General features: G+C 44.0%; 22 protein-coding genes, 1 tRNA gene and 1 pseudogene. 9 read left to right on the forward strand and 15 right to left on the reverse strand.

From position 1 onward, the window contains the following. Positions 1-57: 57 nt before the first annotated feature. The 10 genes from rpoB to deoC form a co-directional block, all read right to left on the reverse strand. A complete protein-coding gene (gene rpoB, locus C2M32_RS02755) occupies positions 58-4083 on the reverse strand; it encodes a DNA-directed RNA polymerase subunit beta (protein ID WP_105167003.1) in 4026 nt (1341 codons plus the stop codon). 269 nt (positions 4084-4352) lie between these two features. Next, entirely contained in the window at positions 4353-4715 is a 363-nt protein-coding gene (gene rplL, locus C2M32_RS02760) for a 50S ribosomal protein L7/L12 (RefSeq protein WP_010376226.1), read from the reverse strand. A 71-nt stretch (positions 4716-4786) separates the two neighbouring features. Further along, entirely contained in the window at positions 4787-5281 is a 495-nt protein-coding gene (gene rplJ, locus C2M32_RS02765) for a 50S ribosomal protein L10 (protein ID WP_105167004.1), read from the reverse strand. A 335-nt stretch (positions 5282-5616) separates the two neighbouring features. Next, on the reverse strand, positions 5617-6318 hold the full coding sequence (gene rplA, locus C2M32_RS02770; RefSeq protein ID WP_105167005.1) for a 50S ribosomal protein L1: 702 nt from the start codon (positions 6316-6318) through the stop codon (positions 5617-5619). A gap of 5 nt (positions 6319-6323) precedes the next feature. Continuing rightward, positions 6324-6752 (reverse strand): 50S ribosomal protein L11, encoded by a 429-nt coding sequence (rplK, locus tag C2M32_RS02775; protein WP_105167006.1) that lies wholly within the window; start codon positions 6750-6752, stop codon positions 6324-6326. A 175-nt stretch (positions 6753-6927) separates the two neighbouring features. Continuing rightward, complete coding sequence (gene nusG / locus C2M32_RS02780; RefSeq protein WP_070989999.1) at positions 6928-7485, reverse strand: transcription termination/antitermination protein NusG; 558 nt, start codon at positions 7483-7485, stop codon at positions 6928-6930. 4 nt (positions 7486-7489) lie between these two features. After that, positions 7490-7867 carry a preprotein translocase subunit SecE gene (gene secE, locus C2M32_RS02785; protein WP_105167007.1) on the reverse strand — a complete coding sequence of 126 codons (378 nt, stop codon included), beginning with the start codon at positions 7865-7867 and terminating at the stop codon, positions 7490-7492. Positions 7868-7997: 130 nt separating this feature from the next. Next, positions 7998-8074: transfer RNA gene (locus tag C2M32_RS02790), tRNA-Trp, on the reverse strand. 123 nt (positions 8075-8197) lie between these two features. Beyond that, on the reverse strand, positions 8198-8713 hold the full coding sequence (locus C2M32_RS02795; protein WP_105167008.1) for a hypothetical protein: 516 nt from the start codon (positions 8711-8713) through the stop codon (positions 8198-8200). Next, the gene (gene deoC, locus C2M32_RS02800; protein WP_105167009.1) at positions 8685-9434 is read right to left on the reverse strand and encodes a deoxyribose-phosphate aldolase; all 750 of its coding nucleotides are present in this window, start codon (positions 9432-9434) and stop codon (positions 8685-8687) included. Before deoC ends, C2M32_RS02795 begins: the two co-directional genes overlap by 29 nt. A 334-nt stretch (positions 9435-9768) precedes the next feature. Here deoC and cysG point away from each other — a divergent pair, with 334 nt between their 5' ends. The 6 genes and pseudogenes from cysG (at position 9769) to cysQ (ending at position 16685) form a co-directional block, all read left to right on the forward strand. Next, positions 9769-11190 (forward strand): siroheme synthase CysG, encoded by a 1422-nt coding sequence (gene cysG, locus C2M32_RS02805; RefSeq protein ID WP_105167020.1) that lies wholly within the window; start codon positions 9769-9771, stop codon positions 11188-11190. Between the two features lie 41 nt (positions 11191-11231). Continuing rightward, a complete protein-coding gene (gene cysD / locus C2M32_RS02810; protein ID WP_070990007.1) occupies positions 11232-12131 on the forward strand; it encodes a sulfate adenylyltransferase subunit CysD in 900 nt (299 codons plus the stop codon). Next, positions 12131-13545: pseudogene (gene cysN / locus C2M32_RS02815) on the forward strand (sulfate adenylyltransferase subunit CysN). The gene cysD and the pseudogene cysN overlap by 1 nt, the downstream one beginning before the upstream one ends. A gap of 33 nt (positions 13546-13578) precedes the next feature. Continuing rightward, positions 13579-15303 (forward strand): SLC13 family permease, encoded by a 1725-nt coding sequence (locus tag C2M32_RS02820; protein WP_105167010.1) that lies wholly within the window; start codon positions 13579-13581, stop codon positions 15301-15303. A gap of 11 nt (positions 15304-15314) precedes the next feature. Then, complete coding sequence (gene cysC / locus C2M32_RS02825) at positions 15315-15911, forward strand: adenylyl-sulfate kinase (protein ID WP_105167011.1); 597 nt, start codon at positions 15315-15317, stop codon at positions 15909-15911. Positions 15912-15914: 3 nt separating this feature from the next. Then, on the forward strand, positions 15915-16685 hold the full coding sequence (gene cysQ, locus C2M32_RS02830; protein ID WP_105167012.1) for a 3'(2'),5'-bisphosphate nucleotidase CysQ: 771 nt from the start codon (positions 15915-15917) through the stop codon (positions 16683-16685). A 43-nt stretch (positions 16686-16728) separates the two neighbouring features. Here the strand turns inward: cysQ and C2M32_RS02835 are convergent, their stop codons facing one another. Further along, complete coding sequence (locus C2M32_RS02835) at positions 16729-18057, reverse strand: tetratricopeptide repeat-containing protein (protein ID WP_105167013.1); 1329 nt, start codon at positions 18055-18057, stop codon at positions 16729-16731. A 160-nt stretch (positions 18058-18217) separates the two neighbouring features. Between C2M32_RS02835 and C2M32_RS02840 the strand changes: the two genes are divergently transcribed. Then, positions 18218-18982: a substrate-binding periplasmic protein gene (locus C2M32_RS02840; RefSeq protein WP_234401203.1), complete on the forward strand. Its 765-nt coding sequence runs from the start codon at positions 18218-18220 to the stop codon at positions 18980-18982. Between the two features lie 4 nt (positions 18983-18986). On the opposite strand, the gene C2M32_RS02845 is transcribed toward C2M32_RS02840, so the two are convergent. The 3 genes from C2M32_RS02845 to C2M32_RS02855 form a co-directional block, all read right to left on the reverse strand. After that, the gene (locus C2M32_RS02845; protein ID WP_105167014.1) at positions 18987-19829 is read right to left on the reverse strand and encodes an arylamine N-acetyltransferase family protein; all 843 of its coding nucleotides are present in this window, start codon (positions 19827-19829) and stop codon (positions 18987-18989) included. Positions 19830-20074: 245 nt separating this feature from the next. Then, the gene (locus C2M32_RS02850; protein ID WP_105167015.1) at positions 20075-20497 is read right to left on the reverse strand and encodes a hypothetical protein; all 423 of its coding nucleotides are present in this window, start codon (positions 20495-20497) and stop codon (positions 20075-20077) included. Between the two features lie 48 nt (positions 20498-20545). Next, a complete protein-coding gene (locus C2M32_RS02855; protein ID WP_105167016.1) occupies positions 20546-21490 on the reverse strand; it encodes a hypothetical protein in 945 nt (314 codons plus the stop codon). A 186-nt stretch (positions 21491-21676) separates the two neighbouring features. Here C2M32_RS02855 and C2M32_RS21080 point away from each other — a divergent pair, with 186 nt between their 5' ends. After that, positions 21677-21883, forward strand: a complete 207-nt coding sequence (locus C2M32_RS21080) for a carbohydrate-binding protein (RefSeq protein ID WP_105167017.1) — start codon at positions 21677-21679, stop codon at positions 21881-21883. Positions 21884-22151: 268 nt separating this feature from the next. Further along, a complete protein-coding gene (locus C2M32_RS02865) occupies positions 22152-22703 on the forward strand; it encodes a GNAT family N-acetyltransferase (protein ID WP_105167018.1) in 552 nt (183 codons plus the stop codon). A 167-nt stretch (positions 22704-22870) separates the two neighbouring features. Here C2M32_RS02865 and tuf read toward each other — a convergent pair whose 3' ends face one another. Continuing rightward, the gene (tuf, locus tag C2M32_RS02870; RefSeq protein ID WP_105167019.1) at positions 22871-24055 is read right to left on the reverse strand and encodes an elongation factor Tu; all 1185 of its coding nucleotides are present in this window, start codon (positions 24053-24055) and stop codon (positions 22871-22873) included.

Genomic DNA, 24055 nt, shown 5'->3' on the forward strand with positions numbered 1-24055 from the left:
TCAGTCCGGCTACCCACTGGGAGGGTAACTGCCGCAGTTTAAGCTGCGGCGGTCGGATTAATTTTCTTCCAACTCGATGTTGATACCCAGTGAGCGGATTTCTTTGAGCAATACGTTGAATGACTCTGGCATACCCGGTTCCATCTTGTGGTTACCGTCAACGATGTTCTTATACATCTTGGTACGACCGTTTACGTCATCCGACTTAACTGTCAACATTTCCTGTAGTGTATAGGCAGCACCGTATGCTTCTAATGCCCATACCTCCATCTCACCGAAACGCTGTCCACCGAACTGTGCTTTACCACCCAGCGGCTGCTGAGTAACTAAGCTGTAAGAACCTGTTGAACGTGCGTGCATCTTGTCATCAACCAAGTGGTTAAGTTTCAACATGTACATGTAGCCAACAGTTACTTGACGTTCAAATGCATCACCAGTACGACCATCGTAAAGCGTTACCTGACCGCTTGATGGATAACCACCTAGCTCAAGTAGCTCTTTGATTTCGCTTTCTTTAGCGCCATCAAATGCTGGAGTTGCAATTGGTAAACCGCCTTTTAGGTTTTCAGCTAGGCGACGAACTTCGTCATCAGTAAAGCTATCAATATCAACTTTCTGACGGCAATCACCTACTTCATACGCCTTCTTAATGAAGTCACGTAATTCAGCAAGTTCACGCTGTTCTTTCATCATCTCTTCGATGCGCTCACCGATACCGCGTGCAGCTAGACCCATGTGAGTTTCAAGGATCTGACCGATGTTCATACGCGATGGTACACCTAACGGGTTCAATACGATGTCTACGGTACGACCTTTCTCATCGTATGGCATGTCTTCAACTGGCACGATAGTAGAGATTACACCCTTGTTACCGTGACGACCCGCCATTTTATCACCTGGCTGGATACGACGTTTAACCGCAAGGTAAACTTTAACAATCTTCAATACGCCCGGCGCTAAGTCATCACCTTGAGTGATCTTGCGACGTTTGTTTTCGAACTTCTTGTCGTATTCAGCTTTAAGCTCATCGTACTGTGCAGCTAATTGCTCAAGCTCTGACTGTTGTTCTTCATCTGCAAGGCTTTGCGTTAACAGCTTGTCAGTTGAAAGACTTTCAATACGGCTTTCATCGAAGCCAGCCTTAACAAGTAGATTGCGCGCACGAGTTAGTACACCACCTTCAAGGATCTTGAACTCTTCGTTGAAGTCTTTCTTCGCTTCACGAAGCTGCATGTCTTCAACTTCAAGCGCACGCTTATCTTTTTCAACACCATCACGAGTAAATACTTGTACGTCGATAACAGTACCCGTTACTGAGTTTGGTACTCGTAGCGAGCTGTCTTTAACATCTGATGCTTTTTCACCGAAGATAGCACGTAGTAGCTTTTCTTCAGGCGTTAGCTGCGTTTCACCTTTAGGCGTTACTTTACCTACTAGGATATCGCCGCCTTTCACTTCAGCACCGATGTATACAACACCTGATTCATCTAGTTTACCAAGTGCAGATTCACCAACGTTTGGAATATCCGCAGTGATCTCTTCTGGACCTAACTTAGTATCACGTGCAATACACTGTAGCTCTTGGATGTGAATCGTCGTTAGACGATCTTCTTCAACTACGCGCTCAGATAGCAAGATCGAGTCTTCGAAGTTGTAACCATTCCAAGGCATGAATGCCACGCGTAGGTTTTGACCCAGTGCTAAATCACCTAAATCTGTAGATGGACCATCAGCAAGTACATCACCACGTACCACCGGCTCACCAACCATACAAGTTGGCTTTTGGTTGATACAGGTGTTTTGGTTTGAACGTGTGTATTTAGTTAGGTTGTAAATGTCGATACCCGCTTCACCCGGAATACGCTCATCTTCATTTACGTTAACTACGATACGACTTGCATCAGCATACTTAACTACACCGCCACGCTTAGCAACGATGGTTACACCTGAGTCTTTTGCAAGTGTTAATTCAATACCAGTACCTACTAGCGGCTTGTCTGCTTTTAACGTCGGAACTGCCTGACGTTGCATGTTCGATCCCATCAATGCACGGTTAGCGTCATCGTGCTCTAGGAATGGGATAAGTGCCGCAGCCACAGAGATTACCTGCTGTGGAGATACGTCCATATATTGGATGTCAGAACGGCCCATGAATGTCGATTCACCTTTGTGACGACATGGGATCTGCTCATCAATAAATTCATTATTTTCGTCTAGGTTCGAGTTTGCCTGTGCAATGACAAACTGACCTTCTTCGATAGCCGATAGGTAATCAACTTCGTCGGTTACAACACCATCAACTACTTTACGATATGGTGTTTCTAAGAAACCATAGTCATTGGTACGCGCATACGTAGACAATGAGTTGATCAGACCGATGTTTGGACCTTCAGGCGTTTCGATTGGACATACGCGACCATAGTGCGTTACGTGTACGTCACGTACTTCAAAGCCTGCACGCTCACGTGTCAAACCACCCGGACCTAACGCAGAAATACGACGTTTGTGCGTTACTTCAGATAATGGGTTGTTTTGGTCCATGAACTGAGATAGCTGTGAAGAGCCGAAGAACTCTTTTACTGCTGCTGAAATAGGCTTAGCATTGATCAAGTCCTGTGGCATAACAGCATCAAGATCACCAAGACTTAGGCGCTCACGTACAGCACGTTCAACACGTACTAAACCAACACGGAATTGGTTTTCTGCCATTTCACCAACAGAACGAATACGACGGTTACCTAAGTGGTCGATATCGTCAACTTCGCCTTTACCGTTACGAATGTCGATCAATACGCGCATTACCGAAACGATGTCTTCTTTACTTAATGTGCCTGGGCCTGTATCCGTGTCATAACCTACACGGCTGTTAAACTTCATACGACCAACAGTTGACAAGTCATAACGCTCTTCAGAGAAGAACAAGTTGTCAAATAGCGCTTCCGCAGCTTCTTTTGTTGGTGGCTCACCAGGGCGCATCATGCGGTAGATTTCAACCAAAGCTTCCAAACGGTTGCTGGTTGAATCGATACGCACGGTATCCGACATGTAAGCACCACTATCAACGTCGTTGATATACAATGTTGCGATGCGAGTGTGACCCGCTTTTACAAGCTCAGCCATTAACTCAAGCGATAACTCATCGTTGGCATTGGCAATCACTTCACCAGATGACTCGTCGATGTAGTCCTTCGCAACAACACGACCAATAATATATTCGTGTGGTACTTCTAATTGACTAATTTCTTTCTTTTCTAGTGCTTTGATATGGCGCGCTGTAATACGGCGACCAGATTCAATCACTACTTCACCGTCAGCATCTTTAATATCGAATGCAGCAGTTTCACCACGTAGACGTGATGGTACAAGCTCCATTAACACTTTACCGTCAGTTACTTCGAACGTTGTTGTTTCGAAGAACAAGCTTAGGATCTCTTCTGTAGAGAACTCAAGCGCACGTAAAATGATTGATGCTGGTAGTTTACGACGGCGGTCGATACGAACGTAAAGATTATCTTTTACGTCGAATTCAAAATCTAACCATGAACCACGGTAAGGAATAACGCGAGCGTTATACAGCACTTTACCTGACGAGTGCGACTTACCACGGTCGTTATCAAAGAATACACCAGGTGAACGGTGTAGCTGAGAAACGATAACACGCTCTGTTCCATTGATAACAAAAGTACCGGTGTCAGTCATGAGCGGGATTTCGCCCATGTAAACTTCTTGCTCTTTAATGTCTTTAACTGTGCCTGGTGCGTCTTTATCCATTAACACAAGACGTAATTTAACGCGAAGTGGAGCAGAATAAGTCACGCCGCGAATTTGACATTCTTTTACATCGAATACTGGCTCACCAATACGATAACTTACGTATTGTAGCTCAGAATTTCCCGAGTAGCTTTTGATCGGAAACACAGAACGGAAAGCAGCTTCCAAACCGTGGTCGCCATCAGCGTCCGGATTCAAGAATTTTTTGAACGATTCTAACTGCGTCGACAGTAAGAAAGGTATGTCCAAAACTTGTGGACGTTTACCAAAATCCTTACGGATACGTTTCTTTTCAGAATAAGAGTAAGCCATGGGGTTCCTCAGCTTGCTGATCTTTGACCCAACCTGTTCTTGTAAGAACAGACTTAACTGGCATTCAAGCCATGATAACAACATCTAATTGTTGTACTAAATGTCATTGATATTAACAAAAAAACATCTAAGTCATTGAAAATACCATTGAAATTTAGAATTTTATTGCGCGATAGAAAGCCATCTCGCTATAGCGCAAAAGGGCCGGTGATTAAATAATCACCAGCCCTTGCCTGATTTCTCAGGCAGCGAACCTAGCGTAAGCTAGATTACTTGATCTCAACTTGAGCACCAGCTTCTTCAAGATCTTTCTTAAGTGCTTCAGCTTCTTCCTTAGATACACCTTCTTTGATAGGTGCAGGAGCAGACTCTACTAGAGCCTTAGCTTCTTTAAGGCCTAGACCTGTAGCGCCACGTACCGCTTTGATTGCAGCAACTTTGTTACCGCCAGCAGCAGCTAGGATTACGTCGAACTCAGTCTTTTCTTCAGCAGCTTCAGCAGGACCCGCAGCAACAACAGCAGCAGCTGCAGTTACACCGAATTTTTCTTCCATTGCTTCTACTAGTTCAACAACTTCCATTACTGACATTTCAGCAATAGCGTCAAGGATTTGGTCTTTAGTTACAGACATTTCAAATTTCCTAATTATTTACGAACCCATGTGGTTCAAAAAATTTATTAAAGAAAGGAGCGAGGCTTAAATTAAGCAGCTTGCTCAGCTTTCTGTACACGTACCGCTTCAATTGTTTTACACAATTTGCCAGCAGACGCTTCTTTCATAGCGCTCATTAAGCGTGCAACAGCTTCGTCGTAAGTAGGTAGCTTAGCAAGCATAGCTACGTCTACAACTTTACCTTCGAATGCAGCAGTTTTAAGCTCGAATGCTTCGTTCTTTTTCGCGAAATCTGAGAAGATACGCGCAGCAGCACCTGGGTGCTCTGAAGAGAAAGCGATAAGGCTTGGACCAACTAGTGATTCGTTAAGGCATTCGTAATCAGTGCCTTCAACAGCGCGTCGAGCTAGGGTGTTACGAACAACTTTCATCCATACACCAGCTTCACGAGCTTCTTTACGAAGAGCAGTGATTGCACCTACTGTTACACCACGAGAATCAGCAACAACTGCTGAAAGAGCACCTTTGGCAGCTTCGTTGACTTCAGCAACAATTGCTTTTTTGTCTTGAAGATTTAAAGCCATGGGTGTTACTCCTGGTTTATAGAAAAACAAAAATTTGTTTTTCAGTTCTACTCTACCCTGCTAAAAATTTAGCAGAGATGCTTTTTACGGCGAGAGCCAGAAGATTAGGAAAAATCTAGCTGGGATTCACACCGTCTACGTAGGACGATTAAGGCCGAAGCCACCTACGGTCTTGGACGGAAGCGCAATTTATCGCGTTACTAAAAAGTGTTGCGAAATTATACGCTTCAACCCGAATTCTTTATTTGTTGAATATATTCAAATGAATTTATCAACAAAATGGCGCAAGATTATAGTTCAAAAATTACGCCATGTAAATGCTAATCTCTAATAAATTATACTTGCGTATTTAGAGTAGCTTGGTCAACAGCAACACCTGCGCCCATAGTTGTTGAGATGCTTACTTTCTTCAAGTAAGTACCTTTTGCTTGAGAAGGCTTAGCTTTCTTAAGCGCAACAAGTAGAGACTCAAGGTTTTGTTGTAACTGTTCAGCAGTGAAATCCACTTTACCGATAGTAGTGTGGATGATACCGTTCTTATCGTTACGGTAGCGAACCTGACCAGCTTTAGCATTTTTAACTGCTTCTGCAACGTTAGGCGTTACAGTACCAGTTTTAGGGTTTGGCATAAGACCACGTGGACCTAGGATTTGACCTAGTTGACCAACAACGCGCATTGCATCTGGAGAAGCAACAACAACGTCAAAGTTCATTTCGCCTTTCTTAACTAGTTCAGCAAGGTCTTCCATACCAACTAAATCAGCACCAGCTTCTTTAGCAGCGTCAGCGTTAGCACCTTGAGTGAACACAGCTACGCGAACATCACGACCAGTACCGTGTGGTAGTACAGTTGCACCACGTACGTTTTGGTCTGATTTACGTGCATCGATACCAAGGTTAACAGCAACGTCAACACTTTCAACGAACTTAGCTGTTGCTAATTCTTTAAGTAATGCAACTGCTTCATTGATTTCGTAATCTTTAGTAGCATCCACTTTTTCGCGGATAGTACGCATACGTTTAGTAAGTTTAGCCATTTCTATTAACCCTCTACGTTCAAGCCCATTGCACGTGCAGAACCTGCAATCGTGCGAACCGCAGCTTCCATATCAGCTGCTGTTAAATCTGGACGTTTAGTCTCAACGATCTCTTCAAGTTGAGCACGTGTAACAGTACCCACTTTCTCAGTGTTAGGACGACCAGAACCAGACTTGATGCCTGCAGCCTTCTTAAGAAGGTAAGATGCAGGAGGAGTCTTCATATCGAACGTGAAAGAACGATCGCTATATACAGAAATTACTACAGGAACAGGTGCGCCTTTCTCGATAGACTCTGTACGTGCGTTGAACGCTTTACAGAATTCCATGATGTTTACACCGTGTTGACCTAGTGCAGGACCTACTGGAGGACTAGGGTTAGCCATACCAGCAGCAACTTGTAGCTTGATTAGAGCTTCAACTTTTTTAGCCATGATAATACCTCATTAGGTGGGTCTTAGCCTTGTGCGCGCGAGGACGCGTACTCAAACGGCTTCCCAATTTAAAAAAAACTTTTTGATATTATTAAGATTTAACAGCTTAATATACAAAAAGGCCGCTGATTATAAGTTAACCAGCGGCCTTTTTCAATAGCTCGAGGATGAAAGATTATTTATCTTTCTCCACTTGGCCGAATTCAAGATCAACTGGTGTTGAACGACCGAAGATAAGTACAGACACTTTCAAGCGACTCTTCTCATAATCAACCTCTTCAACCACACCGTTAAAGTCTGCAAATGGACCATCAGTAACACGAACCACTTCACCTGGCTCGAATAATGTTGCTGGTTTCGGTGCTTCCGCATTCTCTTGCAGACGATTTAAGATACGGTCTGCTTCTTTTTGGCTGATCGGTGCAGGTCTATCTGACGTACCACCAACAAAGCCCATTACGCGTGGCGTACTGTTGACTAAGTGCCATGACGCATCGTTCATGACCATCTCAACTAGCACATAACCTGGGAAGAATTTACGTTCAGACTTACGCTTTTGGCCCGCACGCATTTCAACAACTTCTTCAGTTGGTACTAGCACTTCGCCGAAATACTCTTCCAAACCTTCAATTTTGATATGCTCAATGATGGTTTGTGCTACGCGCTTTTCAAAACCTGAAAACGCCTGAATTACGTACCAACGTAATTTCTTTTCTTTGTTCTCATCCGACATGGGATCAGATCTCCAATCCAGTTAAAAAGCCTACGACTCGGAATAAAATGCCGTCCAATCCCCAAAGGATCAACGCCATTACTACTGTCGCGGCCATTACGATAAGTGTAGTATGAGTCGTTTCTTGACGCGTAGGCCAAACAACTTTACGTACTTCAATGCGAGACTCTTTTGCAAAAGCAATAAAAGTACGCCCTTTCTCAGTGGTAACTGCAACACCTAAACCAGCAGCCACCGCCGCAACCACACCTACCGCACGTACCAGTACAGACATATCTGCATAAAGATAGTTGCCAACTACCGCACCCGTAAGTAGCGTGATTGCAATTAGCCATTTTACCATGTCCATCGAGCTTGACGGGTTTTCAACATTAGTGCTCATAATCAATTTTACCTTAAATACAGACACAACAACCCTGCATATAACAGGGTAAATCCATTAAATCCAAATGTACAAATAAGCGCTCAAGACTGAAAACACATTATTTTAGATTTAGACTCAAATTATGAATTGGCAGGGGCGGCAGGACTCGAACCCGCAACCATCGGTTTTGGAGACCGCTGTTCTACCAATTGGAACTACGCCCCTGCAAAGTGGATGCCCATTATACTTACGAACAATTTGAAAACAAGAGTAAAAGATGTGCAAACACAAATAATCCGTACAACCGTTGTCCCTACGACTGTTTAGATGGGTTTGTTCGGGTCAAAATCAAGTGTCTAAGCGAATTAAATCGGGGTTATAAAAATCAGTCAACAGCCAGATCTGTTCAAAGGCATGATTACTGGGATAGTCAAGATGGCCCACCACTGCGACAAAATCCGAATGATGCCACAAAGTGCTGGCATTTCTAATCAGTAACCAAGTACGTTTGGAGTGGTAACGCTTGTACGCTTTTTGGTTTAATAAACGCCCTAGCGCAAATCGTAAACGCTGTTCTGTAGGAGCCTGCGCCATAGTGGCTAACTCACGTTGAGTTTCCAGTGATAAGGGCCTGCCAAGTACCGCCATCGCTTCTTTTTCACTGCCATAAAGATGTGCGACTTCGATATCTAAGCGCTCGTCACCTTGATAACAGCTAATATCAGGCATATTTGGCTCATTGTGCCAAATATGCCGCATTGGTGTACCATATTGCTGTTCATAACAGCGTAGAAACAGCTTGGCTGCATCGTGCTCCAACTTTAGCTTTTCTAAATCACTTTCCCGAAGTAGAGATTGTTTCATGTATATCCGCTAGTAAGCTTGAGGCACCAAAGCGAAAGTGTTCCGCATTTATCCACTGAGTACCCATTATTTCTTCGGCTAGACGTAGATACTCTGCTGCCTGCTGTACAGTTTTAACGCCACCGGCGGCTTTAAAGCTTACGTCTTTACCCGAGCGCTTTATACACTCTAGTATAGTGCGTGTTGCGTTTAATGTGGCATTTACACTCACTTTTCCGGTACTGGTTTTGATAAAGTCAGCGCCAGCAAGAATCGCAACTTCGCATGCTTGCGTGATCAAGGCATCTGTTTCCAATACCCCACTCTCAATAATCACTTTGAGCTTGGCGCGACCCTTACACATGTTCTTACTAGAGTTAACATATTGCCAAGGCGTATCTGGATCGCCAGCTATAAGCTGTTGATAAGGCAGCACTAAGTCGATTTCATCCGCACCGTCTGCCAGCGCTTGCTCCGTTTGCGCCAATACCGCTTTAAGCGATTGCTTGCCATCAGCGAAGTTAGTTACGGTCGCCACTTTGACTGCCATTAACCCCTGTTCAGCGAGTAAACGCTTAGCCAATGCCACAAATTGCGGATAAACACAGACCGCAGCAGGTACGCCAAATTCAGGGTTGATACTACTAATTAACGCAGCAATGGCATGTTCGTCATCGTTTTCGTTCAATGATGTTAAGTCCATTAAGCTTAATGCCATTTTAGCATCTTCATGCAATGCCATATTTCTATTCCAGTTAGGTCAACATTTTTGGTTTAGTAAAAAGCATCCTCAGCGAACACCACAGGACATATGTCCGCAAAAGTAAAGAGCCATCACAATGTGATGCTGAATAACTCATAACCAAACACTATAAGCAGTCTGACACAGAAAGAATTGCCGCGCAAAGTGCTGTAAATAAAGGCTTAAGCCATTTTTAAAGGTCGCATATAACTTATAGTTATATAAACTAGGTTTTAATTATTTTTTACTCTGTGTGGAGCACTATATTCTGCTTCCGTATTCACCACTTTGCGTGCATCGTGGTTGTGTTATTTATATGCTTGTGGAGCAAACTGTGCAGTATTTACCTATATTCACCAAACTTGACAATAAACCGGTGCTCGTCGTCGGTGGCGGTGATGTCGCGCTTAGGAAATGCCGCGCCTTAATCAAGGCACGTGCAGCGGTCACGCTGGTTGCGCCGACTTTCTGTACTGAGCTCCATGAACACGCTACGCAGGGTGAAGTCATACTGATCTGCGAGCATTTCAGTGCCGCTCATTTAGAGGGGAAAATGCTGGTCATTGCAGCCACTGACAGCGACAGCGTAAATAACACAGTCTTTGAACTGGCAAATGAACGCAATGTCTTCGTTAATGTTGTAGATGATCAGCCAAAATGTACCTTCATTTTTCCTTCGATCGTTGATAGAGACCCAATTACGATAGCGATTTCGAGCGCAGGCACCGCCCCTGTATTAGCTCGTCGTTTAAGAGAAAAGCTAGAAACCTTGATCCCACAACATATCGGGCCTTTAGCTAGGTTGGTGGGTGATTTTCGTGCTCAAGTTAAGAAACGATTTAAACATTTTGCAGACAGACGCCAATTTTGGGAGCGTGTGTTCGACTCAAGCGTGGTCAGTAAAGTTCAAACCGGTGATACCGAAGCGGCTGTGCAACAACTACATGGCATGCTTAATGCAGCGCCTACTCCAGAGGGAGAAGTTTATGTTGTTGGGGCAGGTCCGGGCGATCCTGAGTTACTAACTTTAAAAGCATTGCAACTCATGCAACAAGCGGATGTTGTGGTGTATGACTACTTAGTTTCTGATGAAATTATGGACTTAGTACGCCGTGACGCCGACTTGATCTGTGTGGGTAAACGCCTTGGCAATCACAGCGTAAAACAAGAAGATACCAACCAGATGCTGGTTGATTTAGCAAAACAAGGCAAGAAAGTGTGCCGTATTAAAGGCGGCGATCCGTTTATATATGGCCGTGGAGGTGAAGAGGTGCAGGTATTAGCTGAAAATCAGGTTAAGTACCAAATCGTCCCTGGAATAACCGCCGCTGCGGGATGTAGTGCCTATGCAGGTATTCCACTGACGCACCGAGATCATGCTCAAGCAATTCAGTTTGTGACTGGTCATTGCAAAAAAGATGGACAAGAACTGGACTGGCAATCACTTGCCAAACCCAACCAAACTTTAGCGATTTATATGGGTGTTATTAAATCGCCGCATATTCAAGCACAACTGCTCAAATATGGCCGAGATGGTAAAACACCTGTTGCGATTATTGAGAATGGCACCCGTAAAGAACAAAGGGTGGTAAGAACGCAGCTAAGTCAATTAGCCGCACAAATAGAAACACACAAAATTGTATCGCCAGCGTTACTTATTATTGGTGAAGTTGCCGCTTTGCATGAGCAACTTGCTTGGTTTGGCAAATCAACACAAATAAGCAGCTTCGCTCAGCCACTTACTGATGTGGCATAAACAGTTTATTTATATTTAATCTTTGATGTAGGACGACGACCATGGCTTTAACACACCTTCAGCAACTCGAAGCTGAGAGTATAAAGATTATTCGCGAAGTCGCCGCGGAGTTTGAAAACCCAGTCATGCTTTACTCAATTGGTAAAGACTCTTCGGTACTTCTTCATTTGGCTCGAAAGGCTTTCTTTCCTGCCAAGATCCCGTTTCCATTGCTGCATGTTGATACCGACTGGAAATTTCGCGAGATGATTGAGTTTCGCGATCGTATCGCTAAAGAATATGGCTTTGATTTGTTGGTACACAAAAATCCAGAAGGGATTGCCATGGGAATTGGACCTTTTTCACATGGCTCAGCAAAACATACCGATGTCATGAAAACACAGGGTTTGAAGCAAGCTTTAGACAAATATGGCTTTGATGCTGCATTTGGCGGTGCCCGTCGTGATGAAGAAAAGTCTCGTGCGAAAGAGCGTGTTTACTCATTCCGTGATAAACATCACCGCTGGGACCCAAAAAACCAACGCCCTGAGTTATGGAACACATACAACAGTCAGGTCAATCCTGGTGAAAGTATCCGCGTATTCCCTTTATCTAACTGGACTGAGTTGGATATCTGGCAATACATCTATCAGGAAAATATTGAAATGGTTCCTCTATACCTAGCGAAGGAACGACCGGTTGTTGAGCGCAATGGTACTTTGATCATGGTAGATGACGATCGCATGCCACTAGAAGAAGGCGAAGTGCCGCAAATGAAATCTGTGCGCTTCCGTACGTTGGGCTGCTACCCATTGACAGGCGCAGTGGAATCTACTGCCAGTACATTAACTGAAATTATCGAAGAAATGTTGCTATCAACATCTTCAGAGCGAGAAGGTCGTGTCATTGACCATGACTCAGCTGGGTCAATGGAGAAGAAAAAACGTGAGGGGTACTTCTAATGTCAACTGCCAATGAAGTAAAAGAATTAGGTATTGAAGCTTATCTTGCTCGTCAGCAAGACAAGAGCCTGCTACGTATGATGACTTGCGGCAGTGTAGACGATGGAAAATCAACTTTGATTGGCCGCTTACTACACGACAGTCACCAAATATATGAAGATCAGCTTGCTGCACTGCACAAAGATAATGAAAAAGTGGGTAACGCAGGTGAAGAACTAGACTTAGCGTTACTGGTAGATGGCTTACAAGCAGAGCGTGAGCAAGGGATCACCATTGATGTGGCCTATCGTTATTTTTCAACGGCTAAGCGCAAATTTATAATTGCCGACACACCGGGACACGAGCAGTATACGCGCAACATGGTAACTGGTGCATCTACCAGTGATCTGGCCATCATTCTGGTTGATGCGCGCTATGGTGTACAAATTCAAACTAAACGTCATAGCTTTATCTGTGACTCTCTGGGTATTAAACAGTTTGTTGTCGCTGTGAACAAAATGGATATCTGCGACTTTGATGAAGCTGTATTTAACCGCATCAAAGCGCAATATCTAGAGTTCGCAAAGCAGCTAAATGTAACCGACACAAATTCGTACCTATGTCTGCTTTGAAAGGTGACAACGTGGTAACACGCTCTGAACACACACCTTATTACACAGACAAACCTTTGCTAGAGCTATTGGAAGATTCACCCGCGGCCCTCGCGAACACAGAGTTCGAAGCGCGTTTCCCTGTGCAGTACGTAGTGCGCCCAAATTTGGACTTCCGTGGCTTTCAGGGCACGCTTACCTCAGGTTCACTTGAGGTTGGTCAAGCAGTCAAAATCCTACCTTCTGGTAAACGTTCAAGCATTAAAGAACTGGTGACTTTTGATGGCAATTTACAGCGTGCTGAAACCGGTCAGGCATTCACTATTACGCTGAACGATGAGGTCGATGTAAGCCGCGGTGACGTGATTGTGCCAGCTGAGTCTGACGCTGAAGTGACTAACTTGATTCAAGCTAAGCTCGTTTGGATGCATGAGTCGCCGTTGGTAATTGGTAAAAGCTATAACTTTAAGCTTGGTAGTAAAAATACCTCGGCTATTATTAAGCATATCGATCACACTATTGATGTAAATACGTTGGAAAAAGGCCAAGCAGACACCTTGCAATTAAATGAAATTGCTATCGTCACGCTTGAACTGACAGAAAGTATTTTGGCTGATGTGTATCGCAATAACCGTGAGACAGGCGCATTTATCTTAATCGACCGTTTAAGTAACTTGACGGTTGGGGCTGGCATGATTGAGAACCTGTTGGCCGCACAAAGCGCTTCGCACTCACAGTTTAGTGAGTTTGAAATTGAACTTAATGCTTTAGTACGCAAGCACTTCCCTCACTGGCAAGCGCTTGATATAAGTAAGCTTAAGTAATGGCGCTACGCCTGTTAATAGGAGTACCTCTAAGTGTATGAGCAAATCATTTTAACAGGTATCATGTTAGTACTGGTCGGCTGCCTTTTTGGTAGCCGACTCAAACCAGCATGGCTATTTGTTGGTGCCATCAGTATCAGTTATCTGACAGGCTTAATCGAGCTTGAGGGGATGCTGGTTAACTATGCAAACCCCTCGCTGATCACACTTATCTTGCTGATCCTCGTGTCGATCGCGATAGAAAAAACCACATTAATACAAACTTTAGCCCGCTCGCTGGCAAAAGGCAGTTTGTCACACTCCGTAATGAAGTTAGGTTTATCAACCGCTTTTTTATCGTCGTTCACCAACAATACAGCTGTTGTGGCTTCTCTTATCTCTGCGATAAAAGAGAGCCCCACCCACTCACCTTCTAAGCTCTTGTTGCCATTATCTTATACCGCAATTTTAGGTGGCACGTTGACCCTAATCGGCACGTCAACCAATCTAATTGTCAACGGCTTTGCAGTAGATGCGGGTATGGCACCATTAGGTTTTTTTGATTTCACCTTAGTGGGATTAGGCGCATTACTCGCGGGTCTGCTCACGATTATGGTGTTATTAAAATATCTGCCTGATAATGGTAAAAACGATCAGGAAGTTGTGCCATTTTATCTCGAGGGCAAAGTTCAGCCAGGCTCAAAACTGATCGGTCGCACCGTGGAAGAAAATGGGCTACGCGATCTAAAGGATTTATTCCTCGCGGAAATTATCCATGGCGATCGCCGCATTATTGCCGTAACACCACAACAAGTGATTCAACAGGGCGATATTTTGCTATTTGTGGGTGATATCAAATCGGTACCACTGTTGTCGCAATTTGATGGCCTAAAAATCGTTCACGACAAGCACGAAAAAGATGTTGAGCATTTGGTTGAAGTGGTCATGAGCCAATCTTCTAAGTTCATCGGAAAAACGGTCAAAGAAGTGCGCTTTCGTGAACAATTTCACGCTGCGGTTATCGCAATTCGCCGTGGCCACGACCGCTTGCAAGGTGGTTTAGGTCAAGTGAGATTACAAGCGGGTGACTCTCTTATTTTAGCGCCAGGCAGTCAGTTTTATGAGCTTCCAGATCTTAAACGCGAGTTTGTTTATATTTCTGGATTAGATTTACAAACACATCTGCAATCGAAGCAATCAAATATTGTGTTGGGCTCCTTTGCCATGGTTTTGGCGTTGAGCATATTTGATTTAGTACCACTTGTTAAGGGCCTAATGGTGCTATTAGTGGCTTTCATTTTAATGGGCACCATTAAAATTAATGAATTGAAACGCCGCTTTCCCTTAGAGCTTGTTGCCATCGTCGGCAGTGCTATTGGCCTTGCCAAATTGATGATCAACACCGGCTTGGCTGGGAAAATATCAAGTGGGCTGTTCTTTTTATTAGGCGATTTCGGTCCTTATGGGGCATTTATCGCCATATTCGTAATGACGGTGGTATTTACTGAGTTGATCACCAACAATGCAGCTGCAGCACTATCTTTCCCTGTCGCGTATGCATTAGCTGTTGGTTTTGGTGTCAACCCTCTACCCTTTGTGATGGCTGTGGCATTTGGTGCTTCCGCAAGTTTTATCTCACCATTTGGCTATCAAACCAATTTAATGGTGTATAGCGCAGGTAACTACCGGATCAAAGACTATGTCACGATGGGCTTACCGCTGTCCTTAATTTATTCAGTGACCGTTTTAACCTTAATACCTTTGGTGTTCCCATTTTAGTAGGTAGCAATATGGACGAAAATATAGTTTGGCATAACTATGCCGTAGACAAAGCACAGCGCAGCGAACAGAAGCGTCACAAACCTTGCGTGCTTTGGTTCACAGGTTACTCTGGTTCTGGTAAAAGTACCGTTGCTGGCGCACTTGAAAGTGCGCTGCATCAGCAAGGGGTTCACACCTATCTGCTTGATGGCGACAATGTGCGCCATGGTCTATGCAAAGACTTGGGATTTAGCGACGCAGACCGCGTGGAAAATATTCGCCGCGTTGGCGAACTGAGCAAACTTATGGCCGATGCAGGTTTGGTGGTATTAACAGCCTTTATTTCCCCGTTTCGTGCTGAACGTGATATGGTACGAGAGCTATTAGCCGACGATGAGTTTATTGAGGTCTTTCTCGACACCCCACTCGATGTGTGTGAACAAAGAGATCCCAAAGGACTGTATAAAAAAGCCAGAGCTGGGGAGATCAAACACTTCACGGGGATAGATTCTGACTATCAGGTGCCAAACAACCCTGAAGTTCGTTTGGATACCAGTAAAAACTCGCTGGAGCAGTCCGTCGCACAGTTAATAGCCTATCTCAAAACTAAAAACATCATAGGATAAGTTATGAACCAGACCGATCTATTGGAAGAGATCTTACTATTGGCACGTAAAGCCGGTGATGCCATCATGCCGATTTACGCCAAAGATTTTAATATCGAGTATAAGGCAGATGAAAGCCCTGTAACCGATGCCGATTTTGCGGCCCATGAAGTGATCGTACAAGGTCTAAAATCACTCACACCTGAATTACCTATTTTGAGTGAAGAGAGCGCCAACATTGATTGGCCAACTCGACAGGCTTGGCAGCAGTATTGGCTGGTTGATCCAATCGACGGTACCAAAGAGTTTATTAAAAAGAATGGCGAATTTACCGTTAATATTGCTTTGATCAAAGACGGTAAACCCATACTTGGGGTGGTACATGCTCCTGCATTAAATGTGAGTTATTTAGCCGCCGAAGCCATTGGTGCCTTTAGAGAATGTGGCGAAGCACGTATTGAATTGAAAGTGACTAAAAAGCCCAATAAAGGCAAAATTCACGTAGTCGGTTCGCGTTCACACCCCTCACCTGACTTAGCAGCCTATCTCGCACAATTTGATGAAGTCGAAATGGTTGCCAAAGGCAGCTCGTTAAAACTGTGCCTTGTTGCGGAAGGTCTGGCCGATATCTACCCAAGGCTTGGGCCAACCTGTGAGTGGGATACAGGAGCGGGTCATGCAGTTGCAGTAATTGCAGGGGCGACAGTGACTCAAATTGACGGAACACCTTTGCTGTATAATCAAAAAGAAAGTTATCTGAACCCGTATTTTGTGGTTTCACGCTTAATTGATTAATGCCTAAAAAGCATGGACTGAGTCCATGCTTTTTATGCTTAACTTACACCCCATATAAGGTGTGCATCGCCTTGTAGCTGATACCAAACTGACGTTCAAACCAGCTATTTACATAGTCGTTATCCGGCTCTACTCGCGCACATCGCATCACATTTTCCGCCGAGTTTTGTGCATACTGGTTTTGACAGTACTGATTGGCCCATAGTTTTGCCAGTTCGTCATTGATACCTTGCGTCAGACGACTTAGATAGTCAGAAAAGGTTTCGGTTTGGTTCAAAAACTTTGCTGACTTGGGTGCCAACTCAGCTTCTGCAAAGTTAGCACTGTGACTAATGGTCTGGTTACTTTGGCTATCCATGTACTGATTTGCCAACAACATCCCAGCCAATTGCCCACTGTAGCTCAAACGCGCAGCGTATTCTTCATAGTAGTGTGTTTGCGGATAAATATAGACGCGCTCAATATCCACTTCAACTTGCTTAGACTTGTCATTCGGATCAGGACGTAACTCCTTCACTAGATAACGCTTTTCCTGTTGCTTTTGGATGCTGTCACGTTGGTAGTCGACATCGGCTGTCACTGTCAGCTTGAGTTCCTTGTCGCCGACAGGGGCATACCAAATACTCTGCTGGAACTGATCTTTGAGTTCACTGACCGCGCCATCTATTAACTGTTGGTGAGCACGTCTTTTTGACGTATTAAGTTGCAGTTGCTTATTGAACACAATGCTCCGATAGCGGCTATGATCACGCTGATCGAGCTTGAATGTTTGGCTGACCCCCCAAGCAGAGCAATATGTTTGCGCGAGTTGTTTGAGAAAAAACCGCTGTCCTTGCACCTGTTCAGCCAAGGTTTGGCATTTGTCCTTTGCCTGTTCGCCAAGTTGCTGCCCATAGCCACTTAACATTGAAGCCAACTGTGCGTTGGAGATCAAAAAGGCGTACTGTTGTTCAAACCAACGAAATTTATCTGGGTAGGCGCTATCTGCGAGGTCTTTTGCCTGTGTGCGCAAAAACTGCTCCGCATAACGAACTTCCTCATTTTGAGTGGCGGCCTGCGCCCCCATAGCCTCAATATGCCAAGAGCTTTGATTGCGCAAGATGGCTTCAAGTTTATCGGCGGCCCCCACTTGATTCGCAGCTAATCGCAGCATGCGCACTTCGATGAGCCCACGGTCTATGATTTTATGACGGGCCTGATTAAGCCGCTGTTGCGCCTCAACGTCAGTTGCATCTTCATTTAAGGCTTGTTGATAAAATTCGGCCGCCTGCTGATACATACCTTGTTCATACAACTTATCTCCCTTTTCAACTAGGCTGGTACAGGCGCTGAGCAACAAAATCGCGCTTACTAACGCTAACATACGAGTCATACCGCTTAAATCCTTGTGTTTATTACCTATCAGGCTGTTTTACATCTAAGTATTGGCACATTGTATCCAATTAAGGCGCACTAGGCGATGGATAAAATAACACCAAACTATATCACTTTGACTACGCTTTATAATGGGAAAATAATCAGGGGGCAGAATAATGCAACAACAAATCCGCTGGATAGCCACAACTGTTTTAATCATGTGCCAAGGAGTAGCGAGCGCTGGCGAGTCTAATGAACAAGTTCATATTTATACCGAAGACTTTCCCCCATATCAGGAGTTTTTAGGTCCCGGAAGAATTGGCGGCGTGGCCACTGATTTAGTGAAAACGCTTTTTGAACACAGCAAGATAGACTACAAAATTCATGTTCTACCTTGGTTTAGAACTAATCATGTGGTGAACCACACTCCCAACGCTTTTATTTATTCTCTAGCGCGAACACAAGAACGTGAAAAGCAATATCGTTGGGTAGCGCCATTGTGCGAAATAAACGTCTCCTTTTACAAATTAAAGGCGAGAAAAGACATAAAAATTAATGATATAGAAGATGTGAGGCAATATGTGGTCGCAGTGGCATCTGGCCAGCCAACCGAGCAACACCTAGTAGAAATCGGCTTCAGTCAGGAAGATAATTTAGTCATCTTGGCCAGCCATGAGCAAGGTGCACAAATGCTGAATAAGGCACGGGTTGATCTGCTTTACGGAGCCGACCTATTCGTTAAAAATGTACAAATGGCATTAGGCAGAGGTGGCGAGTGGGAGCGCGTATATGTTTCGCCGCACTTGAGCAAGCGTATGTATCTAGCCGCCAATATTAACAGCGATGAAACCTTGATAAGTAAGCTGCAAAAAAGCCATAAAATGCTTAAAAACAAGCTTAATATCGAGGCCCGATGCGAGCAGGCCATACGTAATCATTAAGTCATCACCCAGCTCGCGCTAATTGCCGCGCTTGGACTTTAGCAAACGCATTGCTCAGGCACACTTTGGGGGCAACAATGTTAAAGTGATTTTGTAGTAACTGCTGCAACTGCAACACGCTATCGATTACTTGCTCACTTTGCGTTTGGTTGCGCTCATTCACATGTAAAAAAGTTGTGTTGCGGATCAAATAGCGCTGGCCATCATCAATACGTGATACAACGAGATTATTCACAAATGACGCTTCGGGGTGTTGATGACTATAAAAGTGACCCACTTCACAATCCTCCTCAAATACCTTGGCTAAATCAATTTCATACAAGGTCAATGACTGTGGTGCGCTCAATGACACCTTAACATGTGCCGCTGTACGCTCAATTTGATAGTGATTGGGCCCTTCGCTCACACTATGGTTATGGTCGATGGCAAGTGGCAGGATAAAGCCCTGCACACCAAAACCCACATCAACCACATAGGTATTGCCTTCATGGGTGAGTAAAGTCACTCTGTGTGTGCGCGGATTATCGGTTTTACCACTTAACATGACCCGCGCTAACGCTGGGCGTACCTGATAGCCCAGAGCCTCCAGTGTTAAAAACATCACTCGGTTGTGCTCAAAACAATACCCACCCTGACGCTTTACAATTAAGCGCTCAAACAGTGCCTCTGGCTCAAGGCTCAGATAAGCACCCTGCATCGCGTTAATGCTGCTAAAACTGTACATTGCTAAGTGTTGCTTCTGTAGGGCTTGCACAAAACTTAAAGTACCAATAGGCGCATCAATTGAGAAACCACTAAGGTAGTGTGAAATATGCTTAGCGATGGTTGATGATTGCAATTCTAACATCAAGTTTTCCTTTATGTTTTTAGGTAGTCACGAACACAATAAAAGCTCAAGTAAGGTTGAGGTCAACGCTTTTTACGTTTTTTAGGGACAATGTTTATCATCATTAACTTGCAAAAGTTTAATGACAAAACGCGCAGCGCTTACATTCCTTTTGCGCAAGGTGAAATGACCTCTAACAACTACTGCGGGACTCTCACTATCGGATGGTTCCTAAGGGTTCCCTATGAAAGGCTCATATTTTCGGCCTACCCTCTTACACCCAAACGCGGAAATGCCCTACCTAGTAGGCTAATTAAAACAAATGCGGTAACGGTAGCTACCAAGGTATGTAACGCTGCCCTGTCATACAGGTTATCTGTAAGCGAACTCCAAGCTAAATCATCTAAACTAATAAGGCTAATTAGTAAGAAAAGGCTTGTGGCTAGTATATACCCGATTAACATGTTCGACATTTCAAAACACAGACGTTTTTTAAATACACCCACGACCCAACACGTCATAATGAAAACTAGAGTTTTTAAGATCACTTGCCAGCTAAAAGTTTCCGCTTCTAAATTCAATACTACTATGAGCGCCAAAAGCGTATAGCCAAAGACTCTATTTTTATAACCTTCAAAAGCATAAAGTGAAAGTACAAAATAAATCATTACTATTGAAATAAAATACATTATCGAATCCTTTCATGGGAGCTGAGTGTGACTCAGCTCCTTACATTATTATTCAGGCCAACAAATAGGTTGTGGCCTAAATACACCTGTCGCATTTGTATACCCTGTAACACATACTACCTCTGGAACATTTGGTACAATGACACTGCCACCATCATCGCCCCCACCATTGCCCCCATCATTTCCCCCATAGTAACCTACTGTCTCCAACGCTTTATAACGCTTAGAAGTTGCATTCATCTTATCCCAAAAGTTTCTACTCGTCTTGACAAAGCGCTTGTCACTTGGTCGATAAATCGCCGATTGATCGTCAATAACTATTAGAAAGTCACCAGCCTTAAATATATCATGCACTGACATATTACTGACCGCCTGCCCAGCCTTTGCACCTACTAATGCTTCGATAGCCCCTTTGTAGAATCCGAACACTGATGCTCTCATAGCAACCGCCCTAGCAATTCTTCCAACAGCATGGTACGTAACAGCACCAGCTAGCAACCCTGCTAGCTGGTTTGAATCGTCTATATATGCTTGAGTAATAGGTACAACCGATGGTGTTAAGACCAACTCAGCATGCATTTTTTGAGTGAGGTAATCCCATGTTTCACAAGGGTTATCTCTATCGTATCGACAATCTAGAGAGGCATCTAATGTGCCGATAGGGTCTAAGCTCTTACTAGTGTCTAAGAGAGACTTTGCAGAAGCATTGTTGTATAAAAACTCGCCATAACTCATGTAATCAATTAGCGTACCATTATTATCATACAGCTCATAAGTATCATGACTACGAATAGATATGTTTAACTTCTGAGCCATATTATGCACTATTGTTAACGTCTTATTTAGATCACATTCACTGCCACAGCTCAATTGATGCGTCGTTGTACCACTCACATTCGTTGAGGCGGCTGTGCCAACCGCAGCCTGTGAAAAGGGTGAAATTGCCAAAAATAGCGCTGTAGACAGAATTAATGCTTTTGTTTCATGTTTCATGTTTCATGTTTCCTTCTATATTATCTACTTTCCATATCTACAATTGTTTGTAGAGCGTAAAGTGTAACCGACATGAAAATTAAATCTTTAATAACATTAAAAAAACCAAAGACTAACAAATGATCACACCACTTCAAAGCAAATTCATAGCGTCAGTGATTCAAAAGCACAGACAAGTGTTTAAGTATTTTCAATTCTAGTTGTAACGGTGATGGCGATAACAACCCAAGTACGCCAGACTTATCAAAGGTATCTCCGTGGTCAGCGACCAAAGAGTACAAAGGGGGTGAAGTGGTTAAACACGAAAATGTTTATTACTACGCGCGTCACTGGACACTCGGCCAAGCACCACAAGACAGCCAAAACGGCCCTTGGACAGCGTTAAAGTTTTAATTCAATCAGACAAATAGGGCTGCGACATGACAATGCAGCCTTTTGCAAAACGCCCTTTTCGCCATATTAAACAATCATCACAGAACTGAACTCATTAAACACGCAACGATATACTGCATCTTGCTATCGTTGTTACACAGCAGAGTGTCAAAGAACGAGAAAACATAATATTAAGTAAAAGAGTTAAGTCGAGTTGAGCGCAACCGTTGTTTGCCTTTAAATTACGACCTTTAAATGAACAGCGCGTCGACAACACTAAGGATAAACAATGCAAATAGACACCGAGCGATTAATAATCAAAAGTGCGCGTACAGAATTTGCACCTGCCATCACGAAGTTTTACTTAAGCAATAAAGCGTTTTTTGCCGACTCTCAACCTTTGCGTGATGCGCACTTCTTCACGGTGGAGCATTGGGTTCAAAACTTAAAGCACTTAGCCGCCAGTTTCGAAGATGACTCAATATATCAATTCTACCTTTTTGAAAAAAGCAACGAAGAGCATGTCATTGGTCAAGTTGGCCTGTCTGGCATTCAAAGAGCTGCTTTTCAGGCGTGTTTTTTAGGCTATCAACTAGATCAGCAAAAGAATGGCTGTGGATTAATGCACGAGGCATTGACCGCCATTATACATTGGGCTTTTGCGCACCAGAATTTTCATCGGATCATGGCGAACTATGTGCCATGCAATACAAAAAGCGCGTCCGTTTTAAACAAATTAGGCTTTACCATTGAAGGGGTTGCAAAAGATTATCTGTTTCTCAACGGTGAATGGCAAGACCATGTTTTAACTTCCTTGATTAACGATCGGTTTAAGTTCTGATTCAATAAATGATGGATAACTGCCAGATGGTCCCCATCGGATGGTACCCCATCGGATGGTACCCCACAGGAAAGCGCTGCGCTTTTCCAACCAGCCAACCCCAAAATTCAGGCATTAAAAAAGGCCACCTAAGTGACCTTTTTTACAGTGTTACTGCAATCTATTGATTATTCAATGATTGTAGCTACAACACCAGCACCTACTGTACGGCCACCTTCACGGATAGCGAAGCGTAAACCTTCGTCCATCGCGATTGGAACGATTAGCTCAACAGTCATCTTGATGTTGTCACCAGGCATTACCATTTCTACGCCTTCTGGTAACTCAACGTTACCTGTTACGTCAGTTGTACGGAAGTAGAACTGTGGACGGTAGCCTTTGAAGAATGGCGTGTGACGACCACCTTCATCTTTAGAAAGTACGTATACTTCTGAAGTGAACTTAGTGTGTGGGTTGATTGAACCAGGCTTACATAGAACCTGACCACGCTCAACTTCGTCACGCTTAGTACCACGTAGTAGTGCACCGATGTTCTCACCCGCACGACCTTCGTCTAGAAGCTTACGGAACATCTCAACACCCGTACAAGTTGTCTTCGTAGTTTCTTTGATACCTACGATTTCAACTTCGTCGTTCACGTTGATGATACCAGCTTCAACACGGCCTGTTACTACTGTACCACGACCCTGGATTGAGAATACGTCTTCGATAGGCATGATGAATGGCTTATCGATGTCACGCTCTGGCTCTGGGATGTATGAATCAAGTGCTTCTGCAAGCTCAATGATCTTCGCTTCCCACTGCTCTTCGCCTTCTAACGCTTTAAGCGCTGAACCTTGGATTAGTGGTAGGTCATCACCTGGGAAGTCATACTCAGAAAGTAGTTCACGTACTTCCATCTCTACTAGCTCTAGAAGCTCTTCGTCGTCAACCATGTCACATTTGTTCATGAATACGATGATGTAAGGTACACCAACCTGACGAGAAAGTAGGATGTGCTCACGTGTTTGAGGCATAGGACCGTCAGTAGCAGCAACTACTAGGATCGCGCCGTCCATCTGTGCAGCACCTGTGATCATGTTTTTAACATAGTCAGCGTGTCCTGGACAGTCTACGTGTGCATAGTGACGAGTCGGTGTATCGTACTCAACGTGTGAAGTTGAGATTGTGATACCACGCTCACGCTCTTCTGGAGCGTTATCGATTGATGCGAAGTCTTTAGCTGTACCACCGTATACTTTTGCAAGTACGTTAGTGATTGCTGCTGTTAGAGTTGTTTTACCGTGGTCAACGTGGCCGATTGTACCTACGTTTACGTGCGGTTTTACGCGTTCAAACTTTTCTTTTGCCAT

Origin of the sequence: Pseudoalteromonas sp. T1lg23B, assembly GCF_002964665.1 — a bacterium.
Classification (GTDB): domain Bacteria; phylum Pseudomonadota; class Gammaproteobacteria; order Enterobacterales; family Alteromonadaceae; genus Pseudoalteromonas.